Source organism: Bradyrhizobium sp. AUGA SZCCT0431 (genome assembly GCF_018131065.1).
GTDB lineage: Bacteria > Pseudomonadota > Alphaproteobacteria > Rhizobiales > Xanthobacteraceae > Bradyrhizobium.
In genome coordinates, this window is sequence record NZ_JAFCLR010000003.1 from 176,600 (window position 1) to 196,443 (window position 19,844).

The window sequence follows — 19,844 nt, forward strand, 5'->3', positions numbered from 1 at the left end:
CCCACCGGCCGGCCCGACCGCCTCCGGCCTTCGTTCCATTTGTACATTTGTACAAATAAAATGTTGCTGTCAACAAATAAGCGGCAGGTCGCGCCCTGCCGCAAGGCGGCCTCAAATCCATCATCCTTAAAGGTCTAATGAGTAACCTGCCGCCCATGTCGATCCGTGCCCGCCAATTCCTTGTCCACGTTGCTGTCGCGCTCGCGGCCTGCTCCCTGAGCGGCTGCGGGACCATCAACGAAAAAATCTCGGCCGGGGTCAGCGACGCCATTCCGGCCTGGGCCGGAGGCGTGCCGGCGGACGCGCCACCGCGGCCGGGCACCGCGAAGTACGACGAGTTCATGAGGGAACGCGAACGGAAACGGCTGCTGCCCGCCGCAGAGCGCGGCGAGGAGGCAAAACCTGCCTCATCGTCGCAGGACACAATTCGCTGACGAGACGATAACAGAGCGGCCGTCCGTATCGTAAGGCCGGTCGCTTCGTATGCCGGATCGGCCACCCGTTCCTCGTCGACCGCAAAATACCATCTGCGAACCTTGGCAACAATGATGACGTGATCCCTTCAGTTCGAAGCCCGAACGGCGTAGGGTGACTCGGCATTTCGACGCCCACGGCATCGACGTCCATTTCATTGTGGTATCAGCCCAGATGGGTGCGGGACCGCTCTAACAGTAAATCAACAATGTGAGTTGCATGGCTTTCGCAACGACTACCGCGCGCCCGCGCTTGTTATACGTGGTAAACGAAGACTTCGCGTTTTTGCTCAACCGGCTGCCGATGGCGAGAGCTGCGCGCGCCGCGGGCTATGAAGTGCACGTGGCTACGCGCGTCGATAAAGGCGCAACCGCCATAGAAGCAGAGGGCTTCACGCTTCATAGGATACCATTCCGCCGAGGCGGATTATCTCCATTTGCTGCAGTTCCGACAATCGCTGCGCTTCGACGGCTTGAAAGCAAGATCAGGCCACAGATCGTTCATCACTCCGGTTTGCAATGCTGCGTGTATGGATCGATTGCAGCCTTGGGCAGAAAAATCCCGCTTGTTAACGCAATTACCGGCCTGGGCTACATCTTTACGTCGGTGACTTGGCGAACACGGCTTCTAAAACGAAGCATGGCTATTCTCCTTCCTTGGCTCTTCAATAGGGAACAAAGCGTTGTTCTCGTCCAGAATCCCGACGATCTGTCCGCCCTCGAAAGCCTTGGAATAGAGCAAGGTCGAACTATCCTGATCCCCGGATCCGGTGTCGATACTGATGTGTTGCAGCCGCTGCCGGAGCCGAGTGGCCCAATTACGATCGGCTTCGCCGGGCGCTTGCTAACCGACAAAGGAATTCGGGCGCTAGTAGCCGCCCACGGCATTTTGCGAGAACAAGGTCACGATATAAACCTGATCATTGCCGGTAATCCCGATCCAGCCAACCCCGCCTCCGTCCAAATTGAAGAAGCGTGGGAATGGAGCCAACGGCCGGGAATCACTTGGCTTGGACACATCGAAAATATCGTCTCGCTTTGGCAGCGCTGCCATTTTGCGGTCTTGCCGTCGCATCGAGAAGGCCTGCCCATGAGTCTGCTTGAAGCAGCAGCCTGCGGCAGAGCGATGGTTGCTACCGACGCTCCGGGGTGCCGCGAAATTGTCATCCATGATCATACCGGCGTCCTGGTGCCTATCGAGGATCCATCAGCACTTGCTGCGGCGATCCTTGGCCTGGCGAACTCGTTCCAGCTTCGCGACCGTTACGGACAGGCTGCGAGAAAGCTCGTCGTCGAAAAGCTGTCAGCCAAAATCATCGGGGAATCCGTCGTCGAACTCTACGACGAGCTAACGCGAAATCGGCACCAGCAGATCTATCGGGCGCCAGACAGTTCGACACTGCCGAGTCCCCAGGTGCAGAGCGCTGGGAAAATCCTGCTCATTTCTCAGCATTATGCCCCGTTTCCGAGTACGACCGCGGCCTACATGACTGAGATCGCCGAGGAGTTGGCTCGCGACTGCGACGTCACCGTTCTGTCGGGCACGCCCGGCTCCAACTCGAAGGTGTCCCCGAAGTCATCCCTCCCCGCAGTTATTGAGATAAAGAGCTGGTGGCCAGGAAAATCAGCGCTGGTTTCGAGATCACTTGCCGCAGTCCTGTTCGCTTTACAGGTGTTCTTTGCCATCCTGAAGCACGCCCGCCGCGAGGATGCCATCCTGTGCGTTACGACACCTTTCACAGTTCCGTACGCCGTAACTTTAGCAGCGAGGCTCCGCAAAGTCCCCGCGGCACTTATTATTCATGACTTCTATCCGGACACGCTTGTCATGGCCGGCATTCTGCATCCCCGCTCTATAGTAACCAAAATCATGCGTTGGGCTAACACTGTTTTGTTCGAATCGCTCGACGCTGTCGTCACCATCGGGCGCGATATGAATGTGCTGTTGATGGCCTATCCACGCATGCAGCCACGCAAGATCGTCTTTATCCCGAATTGGCCGACGCTTCCTATTCGACATCGAGTCGTCACCGAAAATTCCTTTCGTGTCCGCTGCGGAAGTAAATTTCTGGTGGCCATGTCTGGAAACGCAGGCTTCACTCACGACCCCAACTCCGTGTTCGAAGCTGCTCGAATACTGGAACACAATACGGACATTCACTTCCTGTTTTCGGGCGAGGGCGTCGGCTGGATCACATTGAAGAAAAGGCAGGCGGAAACCCCCCTGCGTAACGTCACTTTGATTGAGCGCGTACCCGAAGCGGAGCTGGAAGAATTCCTGTCGGCTGCCGACATTTGGATAATCCCGTATCGTAAGAACAATACGGGCGTGTCTGTACCAAGCCGGATCTACAATCTGCTCGCTGTGGGACGACCAGTGATAATCTGCTCCGAGCCGGATGCGGAGGCTGCTCTTCTAGTGCAGGAACATGACTTGGGCTGGGTCGTACAACCCGAAGACCCAGCCGCAATTGCTCGTACCGTCGAGTTTGCAGCTTCGGCCGCCGGCAATACCCAAGAGAAGGGTCGGCGGGCGACCGAGATTGCCCGTAGCTATGCACGACCAACCGCGTTGAATTCATACCGGCAACTGATGCGTCGGCTTCTGAACAAAGACGCTGCTGTGTCCGATGACTGATGAGATCGCTCGCAGCTGTCGGGACAAATCCCGGAACGCTAGCGCCCCCGAAAGCATGACTTTTAGCTGTTGACTCTCGTAGAGGTTTATTCCTTATCCAGAGAGTGCGCTCCAATCAGCCATTCGAAACCTTTCACTCCAAGGCACGCTTGTTATGACTAAAGGTCTGGTTTTGGTAACGGGCGGGAACGGATACGTGGGCCGGGAGTTGGTGCGCCAGCTGATCGCCCAGCGAGATTGCGAAGTCCACGTATTGGACAATATGGCGAGCGGTGAACATCGTCTGGCGCAAATGGACGAGCAAGCTTTTGTACTGCACCGGCAGGATATCCGGGATACGGATGCGGTTTCGGAATTGCTCAAGAAGATACAGCCGTCGATAATCTATCATTTGGCTGCAGTTCATTTCATTCCAGCATGCGAAGCCGAACCCGGGAATGCGGTCGCAATCAACGTGGCAGGAACCGTCAATCTGCTGAACGCAACCCCGGCCGGGACCAAGTTCGTCTTCGCTTCCTCGGCCGCCGTCTACCGACCATTGCCCGACGCGCATCTGGAACGCGACGAAGACCTCGGCCCGGTCGATGTCTACGGCTACACAAAATTGCACGGCGAGCATTTTGTCAGGCATTACCACAACCAAAACAAGGTCCGCGGCATCATCGTCAGACTTTTCAACGTCGTCGGGCCCGGTGAGACCAACCCGCATCTCGTACCGGCGATCATCAGCCAGCTCGCTTCCGGTAACCACCAACTCGCCTTGGGAAACCTGTTCCCCCACCGGGATTACATCGACGTCAGCGACGTTGGTTATGGATTCCGCGCCCTCGCCAGGCACGATGCTTTCGAGGACGGCCCGCTGATTTCGAATCTTGGCACTGGAAATACGCACTCCGTGGGTGACGTCGTCGCGACGATCGGCACGGCGGCAGGAGTGACCGTCGATATTCAGCAGGACCCGCGTCGTGTGCGCGCTGTTGATCGTCCGATGCTGAAGGCGTCAACTCAGAAGCTGAAACAAATTACCGGCTGGGCCCCGTCTATTTCACTCGCCGAAAGCATGCATCGCGCATGGACAAATCGGATGGAGGATGGACTAACGTGACGGCCACCAAGCTGCGCGTTGGCGCGGTCGTCGTCACGCCACCCACATTCAAGGCAAGCGGAGGGGTATCGGCTGCGATCCAATTAACCGAGAGAATCGCAAAGCAGATCGACAGCGCGTTGTTGCTGATGGCCGAGGACAACGGCGAAACCGTCGAGAACGGCCTGCGCATAGTTCGCCAAAAGGCAGTGAATCCCCTTCTGCCCCTGCGGCGGATCCTGCCGCGGCAAGCCGTCACTCTCGCATGGCGAGCGAACATCAAGCCATGGCTTCGCCAGGGACAGTTCGATGTCGTTCATTTTCACAATCCACATCCACCGGGTGCGCTCAAGGCTGCGGCGCGGGCCTGCGAAGAGCTGAAAATCCCCTACGTGATTTCAACGCACGGGTTCATCGAATTCAATGAATTCTCACAAGGCTTTGGTGCCCCGGCCTGGCAAAAGCCATTGCTGGAATTGCTCGTGCGTCGACCGGTCGTTCACGTAGCGCAGAACGCAGCGAGAGTCCTGATGCTCTCGCCTCAGGAGGAAACCATTCTATCCGGCATGGGGGTCCATCCTCGCAATCTTCGCGTCGTGTCCAATGGCGTGGACCCCTACTTCACGATTCCTGTTTCAGAAGCAGAGCGGCAACGACTGGTCGCACGCTTCGCGCTTCCGGCCGATCGTCCTCTTATGCTGTATGTGGGTAACCACACGGCAAACAAGGGCCTGGACGTACTGCTCAGAGCCCTGCCCCTGATGCGCGAAAAGGCTGTGGCTGTTGTCGCCGGTGCTATCCGCTCGCAGAAGGAGCATGCGCAGCTCCTTGCTGACAACGGCATGCCTGCTGGCAGTGAAAAGATTCTATTCACCGATTTCATCAGCCGCGAAGAATTGCGCGCCCTCTATCAGAGCGTCGACTTGTTCGTCTTTCCCTCGCGCGCCGATACTTTGCCACTTGTCATTCTGGAAGCCATGGCCAGCGGCCTGCCGGTCGTCTCGACCTTGATTGGCGGAATTCCATTTGAGGTTTCCGCCGACACAGGGATCTTGATGAAGCCCGGCGATCCCGCAGCACTCGCTTCGGCGCTGGACCGGCTGTGTGCCGACCAACCACTCCGCAAGGCGATGGGCGATGCCGGACGCGCACGTGTCACTCAGCTCTTTAACTGGGAGAGATCGGCAGAACAGGCCGTGGCCATCTACGAGGATGTCGTTTCCAGCAAGACGTCGCAATAGTTCTTAATGAGAGATGGCCGACATTGGCTTCATTGCTCCGGCTTGTATCCCACAAACGAATAGAGTCGACCGGGCCGGTTGTCGAATTGTTCAGCGATCAACAGCATGAACCTGAACATGCGGTCATGACTCAGGAGCGTCCGCCAGCCGGGGACGGGAAGCTTGGCCGAAAGCCGTGAGACGACAGCCGATCGCAAGCTCTCAATGGTGTAAGGAAACAAGTTGATCGGGCTTGTAAGGGGCGGAAGTATCTCGAGCGGCTCAAAGCCGGCAGTGCGCAACGCGCCAACGTACCGATCAAGACGAAAGGCGTTCTCTCCGCCATAGAGCCGATGCAGCGGATGCTGGTCCAGAAACTTCTGAAGGTCGGAATCGCGACTAATGACATGCTCGCGGGCGGCAACAGCAATGCCACCCGGTTTCAGTACGCGATAGATTTCACTGCATGCACCTTCCAGATTGGTCGTGTGATGAAGCACCGCTCGCGCAAACACGACATCGAAGCTCCCATCAGCAAACGGCAGTCGCTCGGAAACTTCCTCGACAATGTCAATGGCAATTCCGGCATCGAACGCGAGCATGCGTATCGCTGCTGCGCCAACAATCTTGCTTGGGTCGGGCTCAAGCGCCGTGACTGCGAAACCATCACGGGCCAGGGCGTAGCTGGCGATACCACGGCCAGCTCCGATATCGAGCGCTCGGCCACGACGACCATGCAATATTCTGGAGACGGCGCGCCACTCCTCCGATGCATGGTAACGCGCCGCGGCATCCACCAATGGATCATCGTAGTATGCGTCGCGCGCAACTTGCTGCTGCTCGGGTTGATTTCGAAACCAGACGACCGCCTCTTCCCAGGACGACAGCTTGGGATCAGCGCTCATCGGGCGATAGCTCCCTGACAACGACCGCGGGATTTCCCGCTGCGATCGAGAACGCCGGCACATCCCTGGTGACGACCGCCCCGGCCGCAACGATCGCACCTTGCCCGACGGTGACGCCGCGCAGCACAAAGGCGCCCGCGCCTATCCATGCGTCGTCGTGAATCGTAACAGGCTGCTCGCCCAACGCCAGCTCACGGGGATGGCCACGCTCGAATATTTCCCTGGCCTGCTGGTGTCGTTGCGAGGCTTGCAGCGGATGCGTAAGGCTATCGAATATGTTGACGGAATGGGAAATCAAGACGCGATGGCCGATTTCGATCGATACCGCGGACCAAATGCGAGTTCCGTCTCCCACATAGCACCAATCGCCCAGCGCAATTCTTCCCCCGTGCCCGAACGTCATCAGCTCGCCGCGCACAAATGTATCGCTGCCAATCAGGATACGATCGGAGTCGCCGGCGGCATTTTTGATGCGTGCCGCTTGACTGAGGCGCGACCTGGCACCGACCCTGCAGGTTGCGCGCCCCAGGATCTGCTGGGCTAGACGATGAAGGTTCATGTAGTTCAACTGCGCTATTGGCCGGGAGTAATTAGCACGATCATAACCGCCCGACGAGATCAACAAAGCTCTTCCATTGCAATGGCTTACTGTGGGCGGCGGCGACCCTTTCGCGACCGAGCGCGGCAATCCTCGACGATTCATCCCAGTCCGCCAGCCGCTCCTCGATGACGGTAAGCGCTTCCTCGGGCGAGCCATAGGTCGCGATTGTGACGCCAGGTTCCATCGACGCGGGGTACCGGCCGTCATCCGACACCAGCAAGGCACCGCACCCCATGGCCTCGAAGCATCTCATATTGCCGCGATCCGCTCCCGCCATATCGATCGCCCCGTTGAGCACGATCTTGGATCGCCCGATGAGATCATAGAGCTGCCGTCCGAAGACCGGTGGTCTGGCAATTTTCGATATGGCGCGAGGTCGGCGATGCTTCTTCAGGGGCGGCAAAAACCCGAGAGCGGTTTCGGCGAGCTGCGTCAGACGCGATGCGTCAAGGCAGAACACCACGTTCCGTCTCACGGCGAGTGCAGCGACCCGCTCCAAAATGAGCGCACGACGCGAATGGTGTCGCGAGTAACCGCCAACGAACAACACGTCGATAGGTCGATCGCCGCGACCATATTGATCCATCAGCGGATCAATCGCCGGGAAAAACGGCGCAACATTGCAGCCTTTCCGTCGCCAATCATCAAGAATAGAGGGGAAATTACTGACAACTGCATCGTAGGCCGACAGATCGACGCCACCCGATGGCGCAGCACGCCAGCATACGGCTTTCCTTACACACCCGGGCAGCTTGCGAACAAAGCTGCTGCTGTAGCGGATCGGATCCAGATTGTAGAACACGTCAGCGCGATGATGTTCGATCTGCGCCAGTAGAATGTCCTCCGGCGTGCTCGCCGACGCCATTCCGTGCTCGCGCGCCCAGTACGTCTGCAGCGTCTTGTCATTGGCATTGGTAAAAAATGCATCGGGAGACCGGTCAATGACCGGCTGGAGGAAATGCAACACACCGAACCTGTCGTCCAGGAATACGCGCAGTCGATCGTCGAAGCTAACGGCCCCGCCCGCAAGACCATCAAAATGCTGCAGGTAAGATGGGTAAAGAGCGCTATTCTGAAATAACCGCATTCAAGGGTCCGCCAAAGGGTGCCATGAGATAGCAAACTGCACACGAATAACAACACCAACGCATCCGTAGCTTCATTCGTGCCAACCGACCACTGCTGCGCGCACAGTTGACACCCTCATGTGCTGCTGCGAAATAGGTCAGTTTTCGCTTCAGGCGGCGGGTATGCGAGACCGGAATAGCGCATGAGCAACAAGAGTACCGTGGGCCACCAGCTCGAAACAGAGTCGATCTATTCCAACGCGGAGTATCTCGCGCACAATCCCACTTGGCATGCCGAGGATTCAGCCTGGAAGGCCGCCAAGATTTGCAGCACCCTGCGCAGAAACAATCTCAATCCGTCCCGGATTGCAGAGATTGGCTGCGGCGCGGGCGAGATCCTGGTGCAGCTCAAGACTCTCCTGCCCGAAAGCACTTTCGTCGGCTATGAGATGTCCGGGCAAGCCTTCGAGCTGGCGCGAAAGCGCGAACGTCCCGGCGTACACTATGTCAACACCAACATGCTGGACGAAAACGTCCACTTCGACGCCCTGCTGTGCATTGATGTGTTCGAGCATGTCGACGACTATATCGGATTCATCAAATCGATCCGCAGCTACGCAGATTACAAGATTTTTCATATCCCGCTCGACCTATCGGTCTTCGCGGTAGCGCGGAGCGATACGCTGCTGGACGCGCGGCGACGCGTGGGGCACCTGCATTATTTCACCAAGGAAACCGCGATCGAGACGATCAGGTACTGCGGCTACGAGATAATCGACACCGATTTCACCGCGCGAGCAGTTGAACTTGACAGCAGCAGGTTACGCACCAACTTGATGAAGCTACCGCGCGCGCTGTTATCAAAAGTCTCGCCGGATCTTGCCGCCCGTATTTTGGGAGGCTGGTCGCTGATGGTGTTGGCTAAATAGACTTAAGTGCCAATTCCTGCCGGCTTTGCATGCAGCCTCGCGTTCCCTTTCATAACTTTGATTATTCCGACAATGGCCCCCGCGACGAGCGGCGCAAGCAACAATCCTCCCGATAGAAATGCAGTGTTAAGTGCGCTCACCAGCAGCGTGAGAACGCCACCAAAGGCCGCGGCCATCATCGCGATGCCGATCGTGGTTTTGCCATTTACAAGGTAGATCAAGTCAATCAGTCGACAGGTAGCGCCCGCCAGCGCACTAAAGACGATCACACCGCCATATGAAAAATCGACCCAGGCGTCGGCAATGAAGAGCGCGTTGCTGGTGGCGTCTTTGGTATTGTGCCAAAGCTGCGAAATGATCGTGTACGCAGGGACGTAATCGAGTCCCATCATCGCTGCCAGCGGCCTGATATTCGCACCCCAGGTGTGAGGGTGTTTGGCCGGAAAAGCGCCGAACGTCTCGAGAACCGATTCGCTCGGCACTTCAAAAATCCGGTAATACAGAAATCCCAAGGCGCCGAAATTGTCGTAGAGGGATATCGTGAGCCTGACGACGACGTACAGGATCAGACTGATTGCAGACAGGACGACAAGGGCGCTCCGCCAGGTCAGCTTGTTGCGAAACACAAGCAGGCCAGCCACGATCAACTGAATAAGGAAAAATGCAGGAGGCGCTTTGCTCAGGGTCTCGGATTTTCCGATCAAGACCGCAACAAGAAGCAAGCCCGCCACCAATAGCAGACCCCATGAGCGGTTGACCCAGCCCGACAGCAGTCCCCATACGACCAGCATCGGGGCCACTGCACCCAGCGCCATTCGATAAAAATAGTTTGGGCTCCCCCCGTTGTTCAGACGGAACGCAGCCCTTGCTGCCTCGTCTCCGCTAATGGACAAAAACGATCCAATGGTCCCAAGGTGATCCTCGCTAAAAGAAATCCATGCCATGAACAAAGTCAAACAGACTGCGATCACCAGCAACACTCGCGTCCCGCCGACGCTGTCTCTCAGGGCTTGTGAGTTCCAGTCGGCTAGTGCGATTTTCAAAGACGCAGCCCGCCCCGGAATCACGCGGTCAACAATTTCGACCCCGGCAACAACGCCAACGAACATCAAAGCAATCGAGATATTCATCGCAACAATGATTGCGTCGAAATCGGATGAGGCCGACTGAATCATGCTGTACATGACCGATCTGCCCCCCTCCGAGCCGGACAATCGAGCGATCAGCATCGCCTTTTCGCCCGATGACAGCAGGAAGCTGAGATATGCCGGTCCATAAATAAGAAGCAATGAGGCCAGCAACATCGTGGTCGCGGTCAGAAAGAGCCGCAGCCTGGCGCACAGATAGACTGCGGCGCAGCATATCGCCAAGGTTGTCAACACATAGCTTGCCACGAGCATGACTACCTCCGCCACCGTCGGCGCTGCATCGAGCGCCGGGGAGTCGACAGAATTTCACAACCCGAGAAGAAACTAGCGGGAGTGAAGGGATTGGAAATACCATTCTCTTTCAAAACGTCATCACGGCAGGCGAGCCAGTACCCACTTCATATGGAGATAGGGCCAAATTCGCCCCGCCGACTCCCAATCCCACGACCTGTCACGATTCAGCTTCAAAACTGCCTTCTCGAACGCCGGCTCATCGACCAGTTCCGTGAAGGCCTCAACCTTCTTTGCCAGCAAGGATGCGGTCCAGGAAGAAAGCGGACCGTTCAACCATTCCGGCATCGGCGAATTGAAGCCGATCTTGCGCTTTGCGGTCCGGATTGATTCCGGCATGCAGCCGGCCATGGCTCGACGCGCAATCAACTTCGAGTATCCGTCGGCGTACTTGGCCTCTTCCGGAAGAGCAACCGCATAGGTCACCAGCCGCCAATCCAGAAAAGGCATCCGCACTTCTATCCCGTGCGCCATCGACAGGCGATCGAAGTTCCGCAGGATTGTCGGCAGAACGGTTCCATGGAGCATACGATAGAGCCTGCGATTGAAGGAACCCCACTCGGTCGGCAAACGGTCCTCATCGCCAACCACCGCGAACCCCCGTGGAAGCGACGAAAGTCCGCCCCGCAGAAAAAAATGGCCTCGTCGCTTGAGCAGTGCCGCGCGCGCGAAATCGACCGCGTTTGCCAAAAACCGCCAGCGCTCCATGATGCCAGAAAGAACGTTACGCATCCAAAACGCCGCTGTACCACCCGCCTGCAGATAACCCCCCATCAATTCATCAGCACCATGGCCGTCGAGCGAAACGAGCACTTTTTGGCGACGCAGTTCCCTATAGATCAACCAGACGGCCGTTGGCAGGCCAATGTAGACCTCGTCCATGTCTTCGAGCACGCGATCGAAATCCCGCAAGGCGTCGTCGTCACCGATCTGGAGTATTGTGGGCTCAACACCGGCCCAGGCCGCGGCTTCCTCGGCCTGTGGCCGTTCGTCGTTGGGAGATCCCGGAAACGACGCGACAAAGGCGTGCCGCCAGGCATGATTGCCGCGCGGCCCCATCCCCTTCTTCTCGGCTTCGGACATCGTACAAATGATGGCAGAGGAATCGAATCCACCGGACAGGCAAGTGCCAATCGGCACGTCACTGCGCATGCGCAAAGCCACGGCATCTCGAAAAATCTGGCCGAAACGTTCGACCCGCTCGACCTCGGTGGAGGGCAACTGAGGCAGATGATCCAGCGTACGCCACCAACGCGTAACGCTGGTACGGCCGCCCCTTATCCAAAGATGGTGCCCTCCCTGCAACCGCTTGACTTCCCGGTGCAGGGTCCGCTCGCTTCCTTCAATGCCAAAGGCATCGACCATGATCCGGCGCGCAGCATCTGCATCGATGTCGGTAGGCACCAATCCGGATCGAACAATGGCGCGCATTTCCGACGCAAACACCAGGCGGCCGTCCGAAATCGAATAAAGCAATGGTTTGATGCCGAACCGGTCGCGGGCGAGAAAAACGTCGCCAGATACCTTGTCCGCGATCGCCAGGGCCCACATTCCATTGAAGCGCAAGAGCATGTCCGGTCCCCACGCCTGCCAGGCAGCGAGGATAACTTCCGTATCGGACTCAGTGCGGAACGGGACCCCCGCAGCTTGCAACTCTGCCCGCAACTCGAGGAAATTGTAGACCTCGCCATTATAGACGATGACAAAACGGCCATCTGCCGAATGCATCGGCTGATCGCCACGGGCGCCGGGGTCGATAATCGCTAAACGCCGATGTCCGAGCGCAATCCGCTTGTCATCGCTGAACCAAAATCCAGCACCATCGGGACCGCGGTGAGCGATCAGGCCGGTAATTTTCTCGATGGCAGATGGAGCGACAGCTTCGCCGCGCAGATCGACGATACCAGCAATACCGCACATGAATCAGAAACTCCGGGCGGGAAGAAACCGCGTTACGATGCGATACAGATCCTGCCGGCAAATTGCTCCATAGGGGCCGATGCTGGAAACGGCAATGACCGCCATCAGGATCGCCGCGGCCGAAAGAACATAATAGCCGGCAACCTCCCATAAAGCGGCACCTTGATCTATCCCATAGGTCGTAATGAAGACTCGCAACAGGATTGCACCGACGACCCCGACTCCAATCGGTATCAGGACAAAATGCCAAACCCGCAACCCGATGTCCGGCAAGGCGAAACTCCGCCGCAGCAGCAGCGTCATGAAAACCATCTGGGCCAGTGCGCCGGCACATGCACTCCAACCCGCCGCCGGCCATCCAAAATAGGGAAGCGCCACCGCACTGGTTCCGAGGGTAAATAGCGCGGTGACCAGCGATATCGCGGCGTTTGCGCGTGTCCTGCCCTTCGCCATGAGATAGAATGTGAAAACGTTGGTACCGCTGCCAAGGATGCCTGCCAGGGCCAGCACAATCAGCACGCGCTGGCCTTCGGCAGCAACTTCCGGGCCGGTCCATAAGTACAGCACATTACCAGCCACAGGAATCAGAGCTCCGAGCACCGTTACGGCCAGCACGTTCAGTATCCAGGACGCGCGAAAGAACAGGTCGCCGACGCGCTCGTCGCTCTCGCCCTGCAACGCACTGAAAAATGGAAACAGGATCTCGCCGATCTTGAGAACACCAATGTAAATTGCTTCCTCCGCGCGCAGTGCGATCGAATAGTATCCGACGTTTTGCGGCTGAAGAAACATGCCGAGCAAATAGCGTTCCGCCTGTCCGGCGACCAATCCACCGCCCTGAGCCAGCGCCTGCCATTTGCCGATGTGCAGGAGAGTTACCAGTGATCTGGCATGAAGCGCCGGAAACGCCATCACATCTGCACATAGCAGCCGCGCCAGCACCATCGACAGCAACAAATTGACTGCAAAACCGATCATTTGACAGGCCATGAAAGTCGACGCCTGCGGCCACTGCGGGATCAATAGAAGCATTGAAAGTGTCGACGCCACGCTGCCAGCGACGCTCACCAGAGCCAGCCGTGCGTAATCCTGATGGGCCGTGAACAGCGCCAGGCACACGCCGGCGATGCACTGGAAAAGCCACCCTACCGCACCGAAAGCGAACGCAGCGAAAAGATCGTCCACCAGGTCACCGCCCAGATGAAAAACGCGCTGCGCAAAGGCCGGGCCAACGAGCCAAAAAAGGCCCACAAGTGGAATTCCTACCGCCAGGCTGAGAAACATGGCAGTTGCAAAAAACTGTCGGGTCTCATGGCGCGCTGCCGTGGCGAGCGTTCGGGCGAATTCGCGCGTCGACATCATGGCGAGAGAGCCGCTGAAAATGAGCGCAGGCGCAATGGTGGCGACGACAAGCCCCGCCATACCGAAGGATGCAACGCCCAACCTACCGACGACAAACGGCAAGATCAGCAAGTTCAACCCGACGCTGACGAGGAATGCCATGGCATTCCAGGTCGAATTTGCCAGCAGTCGGGAACCGCTCTTCATGAGAAATGCGCAACCATTTCATAATCGATATCGCCTGCACTGCGCAGCACGACTAACCGAAGGCACGAATGAGATCGACCACGGTCTTCTGTTGCTGCGCCGTGATTTCCGCAAACATCGGCAAGGACAAAATCCGGCTTTGAGCCCGATGCGCATTCGGAAACTGCTCTGGACGATGCTCCAATCGTCCATAGGCCTCCAGAAACGGAAGAGCCACCGGGTAGTTGACGGCGGTTTGCACGTTGTTTGCGCTCAGATGGGCGGCCAGCTTGTCGCGTTCCGGATGCTGGATGGTATAGAGATGATACACATGGGTGCGGTCCGGAGCCACCTGCGGGACAACAACGTCCTCGATCTGATTGAGGCCGGCATCATAGGCCATTGCTGCCGCCTGCCGAGCCTGCGTCCACCGAGCGAGATGCGGCAACTTTGCCGAAAGGATAGCGGCCTGCATTCCGTCGAGACGACTGTTGATGCCCTCGATACGGTGCTGATGTTTGACAAGGCCGCCATGTCGCGCCAACACTGCCATTCGCTCGGCAAGTTCCGGGCGGCCGGTAACAATTGCGCCAGCGTCTCCCATCGCTCCGAGATTTTTCCCGGGATAGAAGGAATAGGTCGCCGCGTCCCCGAACGTGCCGACTTGCTGGCCTCGGTATTCGGCCAGATGAGCCTGAGCGCAGTCTTCGATCACCCACAGTTTGTGTCGACGCGCGATCTGCATGATCGCGTCCATGTCGGCCGGCTGACCGTAAAGATGGACCGGAATGATTCCCACCGTCCGCGGCGTGATGGCATTTTCGATCGCGGCCGGATCGATCGTGTAGGTGCCGGCATCAGTGTCACAAAAGACGACGTTCGCGCCGGCATGCGTAATCATCGCCGATGTGCTGATCCAGGACCACGCGGTCGTGATCACCTCATCGCCGGGCGAAACTCCCAAAGCCCGCATCGCCACGTAAAGAGCGTCCGTGCCGTTTGCGCAAGACACGCAATGGGGGGCGCCGACGGCGGCCGCAAACGCAGTTTCGAAATTATCGACGTACGGACCACGAATAAAGGAGCTGTCACGAATGACCGCGGCGATCGCGGCATCGATTTCCGATTTGATGCTCTCATATTGCAGATGGAGGTCGGCGTAGGGCACGGCCATGGGATGGAGCCTCATTTCGAACCAGTAGCTGTCAATGGCGCCGAATTAGACGCGCCGGATTTCCGGCGTACGATCCGGGCAACGTGATGTCCTTGGTAACGACGGCGCCTGCCCCGATCACAACATTGTCGCAGATTTCAACCGGAAGAATTGACGACCCCGATCCGATCGACACGCGATTTCCGATTTTGGTATGGCGCCACAACTCTTTGCGGCCTCGAGCCGGGCCACCCGTCGAAAACGTGTCGTTGATGAACATCACCCCATGACCGATGAAGCAATCTTCGCCGATCGTGACAAGCTCGCAAACAAACGCGTGGGACTGAACGCGCGTTCGCGATCCAATCCGTACTGATTTCTGGATTTCAGTGAAGGGGCCGATAAAGCAATCGTCGCCAATCTCGCAACCGTACAGATTGCACGGCTCGACGATGGTGACGCGAGCGCCAAATACCACGTCACGCACGCCCACCTGTCGGATTTCGGGTTCGTTCATGGCAGTTCGCCGAGACGGCATAATTGCGGAGCAAACTTCAAAGAGACTTCCTTGCCGGTCTCAATGGATTCATACAACGCCGATATCAATTCAAGGCTCTTGCGACCCTGAAGGCCATCGACAAGCGCGGGCCCCTGATCGTTGAGGCATTTGACGACATGTTCGTAATAGGCCTGGTGGCCAAAGCCATAGACGTTTGGCGGATTAACCGAGAACCTTTCGATAACCTCTCTGTCTGAATCAAGCTCCTTTGAGAACTGCCAGTGCCGGATCTTGTTGACGGCAAATCCTGCAATTTCAACGGCTCCCCCTTCACCGAGTATTGACAACGAGCCTTCGAGATCCGTTGGCCTGACTGCCGTTGTCGCCTCGATGATTCCGAGCGCACCGTTCTTGAATTTGAGCGTCGCCACTGCAGTGTCTTCGGCTTCGATGTTCACCAGCGCGGTTGCCGCCCGGGCGTGTACGCTGACCACGTCGCCGAAGAACCACTCGAGCATATCAACATGGTGACTTGCCTGGTTGGCCAGAACGCCTCCATCATATGCCCAGGTTCCACGCCATTTATCCTGATCATAATAGGCCTGATCACGACACCAGCGCACCCTTACGGTTCCCAGGATCAACCGTCCGAAGCGACCGGCCTCGAGCGCTTCGCGTGCCTTTATCACGGGGACATTGAACCGGTTCTGCTTCACGACGAAAAGCTTGACGGCAGCAGCATCGCAGGCGTTCATCATGACATCGGCGTCTTCGAGCCGGAGCGCCATCGGCTTTTCGACGATGACATGCTTGCCGGCCTTGGCAGCGGCAATGGCGTGAGCGGGATGCATCCCGCTGGGCGTCAACACCGAAACCGCCTGCATATCCTTGTGGTTCAGAAATTCATCAATGCTGTAGAAGGCCGGCACGCCAAACCGCGAGGCGATCGTGTCGGCCCGCTCACGCACGACGTCGCAGACTGCAACCAATTTGGCCCCAGCGATATGGCCGCCGCCAAGAAGATCAGCGTGACGCTTTGCGATACGTCCGCACCCCAGCAAGCCAAATTTGATCACTGATCACCCAATTTGCGGTTCGCCACGAAGAGCTCTCGAAGTCAATTCGGGACTATTCGATCCCGTGCGACACGGGCATCGCAAAATCAACTTGCCCACCCCGCCGAACCATTTTCTCCGGATAGCCGAAGCAGCTATGTTTTTCAACAGCTTGCATTGCTTTGAGGCTCCTGGTGACAGAATTGCGGGTCAGGCCAGGCGTGACCGCACCGACATCAATGGTGAAGGACCTGCGACGCAGGGCACCTTTGGCAACCTACCGACGCGCAAGGGGCAACGGTCTCATTATACCACCTCGCACCACTCCTGTACGAAGGTTCCCCTCAACATCCTTAAGTTGTATATCTTACAAAAATCTATCGCTGACGCGATTTCAAGCCTGGATCGCTCCTTCCGCCCTATGCCGCGAAATGTGACCGGTCTATACCGGCTGAAGAGCGGAACAACGGAGATAACTCTCGACCATCGACCGGTCGCGGGTGCTTGAATTCTGGGAGCGGTATGAGTTTGCTAGGATTGGATGAACGAGCTGAACACAAAAAGACTGAGGCGAAGAGTCTGGTTATAGGAGCTACCGGCCTTGTCGGCGGCTACATCGTTGAACGCCTGGTCCGCAGCGGTCAACGACCCCTTGCCTTGTCTAGGACACCGCAAGATGGGACGGGGATCGATTGGTTTTTGGGTGACCTTGAAAAACCTGAAGCTTTCAAATTTCCACCATTTACGACCCTGTTTTGCACGGCGAGTGCTGCGCTATTGCCCAGGGCTCTTCCATATCTGTTGAATCCCTCCTTGAAGCGAATTGTTGTCTTCACCTCGACAAGCGTCCTTACAAAAATCGATAGCGAGATTTCTTCCGAACGAGCAACCTTGACCAGGCTGGCTGAAGCGGAGCGCAACATCGAAAGTATCTGCTCAGAGTCCGGCATCGAATGGACAATATTGCGTCCGACACTCATCTACGCCGAAGGACGGGATCGCAATATTACGCCGCTGTCGAGGCTTATTCGGAGATTTGGCTTTATGCCCCTCGTCGGGGGCGCGCAGGGTTTACGGCAGCCTGTGCATGCAGAGGACCTGGCCATCGGCGCGGTCTCCGCAGCATTCAGTCAAGCCGCTGCAAACAAGATCTACTCTTTGCCTGGCGGCGAAACCCTCACCTACCGCGAGATGATCGGTCGAATTTTTGACGGGATGCGGCTGCCGCGACGGACACTCTCAATACCGCCTCTGTTATGGCGGGCTGGATTTGTCGTCGCCAAGCCATTGTTCCCAAGCGCCAACGCCGCAATGGGCATCCGGATGATGAAGGATATGGCCTTCGATTCAACGCCTGCGGTACGCGACTTCGGATGGAAGCCAAGAAGTTTCTTTCCGGTCTTCGACTAGGATCAATTCGCCATAGCTCGCTTGATGAAGAGGATGAATACCTGGCACACGGCAGGTCGACGTTCCATCAGTCGCCAAATACCACCGTCTTCCGGCCGTTGAGGATCACACGATCTTCGAGGTGATGGCGTATCGCGCGGGCCAGCACGCGGCGCTCGATATCGCGGCCCTTGCGCGATAGATCTTCCGGCGTATCGCGGTGGCTGATGCGCTCGACGTCCTGGTCGATGATCGGGCCTTCATCGAGGTCACGCGTCACATAGTGTGCGGTCGCGCCGATCAGTTTGACGCCGCGCTCATGCGCCTGGTGATAGGGCCGAGCGCCTTTGAAGCCCGGCAGGAACGAGTGGTGGATATTGATGCAGCGGCCCGAAAGCGCTTCCGACATCTCATCCGAGAGAATCTGCATATAGCGCGCCAGCACCACGAGGTCGGTGCCGCTGTCCTGTACCAGTTTCAGGACCGCCTGTTCCTGCTCGCGCTTGGTCTCCTTGGTGACCGGCAGATAGTGGAACGGGATCTTGCCGAAATCGAGATTGTCATAGGTCTCACGCGGATGATTGGAGACGATCGCGGTCGGGATCATCTCCAGTTCGCCGGTGCGCCACCGATAGAGGATATCGACCAGGCAATGATCCGATTTGGAAGCCAGCAACATCACCCGGCGGCGGCTGGCGCGATCGCGCATCTGCCAGTCCATGCCAAAGCGGTCGGCGATCGCGGTAAAGCCGGTCTGCAACGCCGCCAGTTCGACCGCGAGGTCGGCGGCGGTGAACACCACCCGCATGAAGAATTTTCCGGTCTCGACATCGTCGAACTGCTGGGCGTCCAGAATGTTCTGCCCGTTATGGGCGAGAAAGGTCGACACCGCGGAGACGATGCCGGGGCGGTCGGGGCAGGACAGGGTCAGGACGAATTGATGGTCGGGCATGGCGCGGACTTGATTACAATTCAGGCAGAGGGGTGGAACGCTTGTTGGCGCCCTGCTCTATCACCACCAACCGGCTTGCGCCAATCTGGAAACCGGGGTCATGATGAACAAAGCACAACGATTGGCGTTGGAGCGAGGCCATGACTGACAAACTGAACGGCTACCGTATCCTGATCCTGGAAACGCGCGAGGAAGCGCAGTTTTCCCGCCTGCTCACCGAGCAGGGCGCGGACGTGCTGCAATGTCCGATGTTCACCATCCACGACGCACCTGATCCGGCGCCGATCGAGGCCTGGATCAGGCGGTTCGTTGCCGCGCCTTGCGACGATCTGGTGCTGATGACCGGCGAAGGTCTCCGCCGGCTGATGAAGGTCGTGCGCCGCATCGGCCTCGAACCGGAATTCGTGGCCGCACTTGGCAAGACCCGCAAATTTGCTCGCGGCCCCAAACCGGGCCGTGCGCTGCGCGAAATCGGGCTGGAGCCGCAGGTGACGACGGAAAAGCCGACCTCCGAAGGCATCGCCGAGATGCTGTCGCGCATCGACCTGCGCGGCCACCGTCTTGGGCTGCAGCTCTACCCCGACAAGGATCACAGCGTCCTGGTCGGCGCGATCAAGGCGCAGGGCGCCGAGGTCGATATCGTGCTGCCCTATGTCTATGACGCGCAGGCCGCCGACGCCAACATCGTCACCGCCATCGACGAGATGGCGCAGGGTCGCATCGATGCGATCGCGCTGACCAATCTGGGCCAGGTTCGCCGCCTCGTCGAAGTCGCGCGGGCGCGCGGATGCGAGGCACGGTTGCGAGAAGGGTTGGCGCAGACGCCGATTGCTTCGGTGGGCCCCGTGGTTTCCGACGAACTGAAATCCCACGGGCTGCGCGCCGACATATCGCCGGCCGAGGACGCCTACTTCATGAGGCCGCTGATATCGGCGATGGCGGCGGCGCTGGGGAAAAACCCGCCGCGTGCGAGGGCTGCGAAGGCGTCCTAAG

General features: G+C 58.0%; 17 protein-coding genes. 7 read left to right on the top strand and 10 right to left on the bottom strand.

Annotated features, from left to right (window positions below; translation table 11 throughout):
- Positions 1-155: 155 nt before the first annotated feature.
- The 4 genes from JQ567_RS03890 (at position 156) to JQ567_RS03910 (ending at position 5,436) form a co-directional block, all read left to right on the top strand.
- Positions 156-434: a hypothetical protein gene (locus JQ567_RS03890; RefSeq protein ID WP_212437569.1), complete on the top strand. Its 279-nt coding sequence runs from the start codon at positions 156-158 to the stop codon at positions 432-434.
- Between the two features lie 259 nt (positions 435-693).
- Positions 694-3,111, top strand: a complete 2,418-nt coding sequence (locus JQ567_RS39000) for a glycosyltransferase (RefSeq protein ID WP_409363574.1) — start codon at positions 694-696, stop codon at positions 3,109-3,111.
- Between the two features lie 154 nt (positions 3,112-3,265).
- On the top strand, positions 3,266-4,216 hold the full coding sequence (locus JQ567_RS03905; protein WP_212437570.1) for an NAD(P)-dependent oxidoreductase: 951 nt from the start codon (positions 3,266-3,268) through the stop codon (positions 4,214-4,216).
- The gene (locus tag JQ567_RS03910) at positions 4,213-5,436 is read left to right on the top strand and encodes a glycosyltransferase family 4 protein (RefSeq protein ID WP_212437571.1); all 1,224 of its coding nucleotides are present in this window, start codon (positions 4,213-4,215) and stop codon (positions 5,434-5,436) included. The genes JQ567_RS03905 and JQ567_RS03910 overlap by 4 nt, the downstream gene beginning before the upstream one ends.
- Before the next feature lie 29 nt (positions 5,437-5,465).
- Here JQ567_RS03910 and JQ567_RS03915 read toward each other — a convergent pair whose 3' ends face one another.
- The 3 genes from JQ567_RS03915 to JQ567_RS03925 are packed head-to-tail and all read right to left on the bottom strand — an operon-like array spanning position 5,466 to position 8,008.
- On the bottom strand, positions 5,466-6,320 hold the full coding sequence (locus tag JQ567_RS03915; protein WP_212437572.1) for a class I SAM-dependent methyltransferase: 855 nt from the start codon (positions 6,318-6,320) through the stop codon (positions 5,466-5,468).
- Positions 6,310-6,879 (bottom strand): DapH/DapD/GlmU-related protein, encoded by a 570-nt coding sequence (locus JQ567_RS03920; RefSeq protein WP_212437668.1) that lies wholly within the window; start codon positions 6,877-6,879, stop codon positions 6,310-6,312. Before JQ567_RS03920 ends, JQ567_RS03915 begins: the two co-directional genes overlap by 11 nt.
- 40 nt (positions 6,880-6,919) lie before the next feature.
- Positions 6,920-8,008, bottom strand: coding sequence for a glycosyltransferase (locus JQ567_RS03925; RefSeq protein ID WP_212437573.1), 1,089 nt, complete (start codon positions 8,006-8,008; stop codon positions 6,920-6,922).
- A 183-nt stretch (positions 8,009-8,191) separates the two neighbouring features.
- Here JQ567_RS03925 and JQ567_RS03930 point away from each other — a divergent pair, with 183 nt between their 5' ends.
- Entirely contained in the window at positions 8,192-8,917 is a 726-nt protein-coding gene (locus JQ567_RS03930) for a bifunctional 2-polyprenyl-6-hydroxyphenol methylase/3-demethylubiquinol 3-O-methyltransferase UbiG (RefSeq protein WP_212437574.1), read from the top strand.
- 2 nt (positions 8,918-8,919) lie between these two features.
- Here the strand turns inward: JQ567_RS03930 and JQ567_RS03935 are convergent, their stop codons facing one another.
- From JQ567_RS03935 to JQ567_RS03960, 6 genes are all read right to left on the bottom strand, one after another.
- Positions 8,920-10,317 (bottom strand): hypothetical protein, encoded by a 1,398-nt coding sequence (locus JQ567_RS03935; RefSeq protein ID WP_212437575.1) that lies wholly within the window; start codon positions 10,315-10,317, stop codon positions 8,920-8,922.
- Between the two features lie 120 nt (positions 10,318-10,437).
- Positions 10,438-12,276, bottom strand: coding sequence for an asparagine synthase (glutamine-hydrolyzing) (gene asnB, locus JQ567_RS03940; RefSeq protein ID WP_212437576.1), 1,839 nt, complete (start codon positions 12,274-12,276; stop codon positions 10,438-10,440).
- Positions 12,277-12,279: 3 nt separating this feature from the next.
- Complete coding sequence (locus JQ567_RS03945; protein WP_212437577.1) at positions 12,280-13,824, bottom strand: lipopolysaccharide biosynthesis protein; 1,545 nt, start codon at positions 13,822-13,824, stop codon at positions 12,280-12,282.
- Between the two features lie 52 nt (positions 13,825-13,876).
- Positions 13,877-14,977: a DegT/DnrJ/EryC1/StrS aminotransferase family protein gene (locus tag JQ567_RS03950; protein WP_212437578.1), complete on the bottom strand. Its 1,101-nt coding sequence runs from the start codon at positions 14,975-14,977 to the stop codon at positions 13,877-13,879.
- 31 nt (positions 14,978-15,008) lie between these two features.
- Positions 15,009-15,473: an acyltransferase gene (locus tag JQ567_RS03955; RefSeq protein WP_212437579.1), complete on the bottom strand. Its 465-nt coding sequence runs from the start codon at positions 15,471-15,473 to the stop codon at positions 15,009-15,011.
- Positions 15,470-16,531, bottom strand: a complete 1,062-nt coding sequence (locus JQ567_RS03960; protein ID WP_212437580.1) for a Gfo/Idh/MocA family protein — start codon at positions 16,529-16,531, stop codon at positions 15,470-15,472. Before JQ567_RS03960 ends, JQ567_RS03955 begins: the two co-directional genes overlap by 4 nt.
- Positions 16,532-17,032: 501 nt before the next feature.
- On the opposite strand from JQ567_RS03960, the gene JQ567_RS03965 reads away from it, so the two are divergent.
- On the top strand, positions 17,033-17,920 hold the full coding sequence (locus JQ567_RS03965; RefSeq protein WP_212437581.1) for an SDR family oxidoreductase: 888 nt from the start codon (positions 17,033-17,035) through the stop codon (positions 17,918-17,920).
- A 67-nt stretch (positions 17,921-17,987) separates the two neighbouring features.
- Here JQ567_RS03965 and purU read toward each other — a convergent pair whose 3' ends face one another.
- Positions 17,988-18,851, bottom strand: a complete 864-nt coding sequence (purU, locus tag JQ567_RS03970) for a formyltetrahydrofolate deformylase (RefSeq protein ID WP_212437582.1) — start codon at positions 18,849-18,851, stop codon at positions 17,988-17,990.
- Between the two features lie 140 nt (positions 18,852-18,991).
- Between purU and JQ567_RS03975 the strand changes: the two genes are divergently transcribed.
- Positions 18,992-19,843 (top strand): uroporphyrinogen-III synthase, encoded by an 852-nt coding sequence (locus tag JQ567_RS03975; protein ID WP_212437583.1) that lies wholly within the window; start codon positions 18,992-18,994, stop codon positions 19,841-19,843.
- The last annotated feature ends 1 nt before the right edge of the window (position 19,844 follow it).

What these genes read in the sequence shown, in the direction of transcription:
- JQ567_RS03925 (WP_212437573.1), bottom strand. Translation starts at nt 8,008, where the DNA reads ATGCGGTTATTTCAGAATAGCGCTCTTTACCCATCTTACCTGCAGCAT.
- JQ567_RS03975 (WP_212437583.1), top strand. Translation starts at nt 18,992, where the DNA reads ATGACTGACAAACTGAACGGCTACCGTATCCTGATCCTGGAAACGCGC.
- purU (WP_212437582.1), bottom strand. Translation starts at nt 18,851, where the DNA reads ATGCCCGACCATCAATTCGTCCTGACCCTGTCCTGCCCCGACCGCCCC.
- JQ567_RS03950 (WP_212437578.1), bottom strand. Translation starts at nt 14,977, where the DNA reads ATGGCCGTGCCCTACGCCGACCTCCATCTGCAATATGAGAGCATCAAA.
- JQ567_RS39000 (WP_409363574.1), top strand. Translation starts at nt 694, where the DNA reads ATGGCTTTCGCAACGACTACCGCGCGCCCGCGCTTGTTATACGTGGTA.
- JQ567_RS03915 (WP_212437572.1), bottom strand. Translation starts at nt 6,320, where the DNA reads ATGAGCGCTGATCCCAAGCTGTCGTCCTGGGAAGAGGCGGTCGTCTGG.
- JQ567_RS03920 (WP_212437668.1), bottom strand. Translation starts at nt 6,879, where the DNA reads ATGAACCTTCATCGTCTAGCCCAGCAGATCCTGGGGCGCGCAACCTGC.
- asnB (WP_212437576.1), bottom strand. Translation starts at nt 12,276, where the DNA reads ATGTGCGGTATTGCTGGTATCGTCGATCTGCGCGGCGAAGCTGTCGCT.
- JQ567_RS03955 (WP_212437579.1), bottom strand. Translation starts at nt 15,473, where the DNA reads ATGAACGAACCCGAAATCCGACAGGTGGGCGTGCGTGACGTGGTATTT.
- JQ567_RS03890 (WP_212437569.1), top strand. Translation starts at nt 156, where the DNA reads ATGTCGATCCGTGCCCGCCAATTCCTTGTCCACGTTGCTGTCGCGCTC.
- JQ567_RS03965 (WP_212437581.1), top strand. Translation starts at nt 17,033, where the DNA reads ATGAGTTTGCTAGGATTGGATGAACGAGCTGAACACAAAAAGACTGAG.
- JQ567_RS03930 (WP_212437574.1), top strand. Translation starts at nt 8,192, where the DNA reads ATGAGCAACAAGAGTACCGTGGGCCACCAGCTCGAAACAGAGTCGATC.
- JQ567_RS03905 (WP_212437570.1), top strand. Translation starts at nt 3,266, where the DNA reads ATGACTAAAGGTCTGGTTTTGGTAACGGGCGGGAACGGATACGTGGGC.
- JQ567_RS03935 (WP_212437575.1), bottom strand. Translation starts at nt 10,317, where the DNA reads ATGCTCGTGGCAAGCTATGTGTTGACAACCTTGGCGATATGCTGCGCC.
- JQ567_RS03945 (WP_212437577.1), bottom strand. Translation starts at nt 13,824, where the DNA reads ATGAAGAGCGGTTCCCGACTGCTGGCAAATTCGACCTGGAATGCCATG.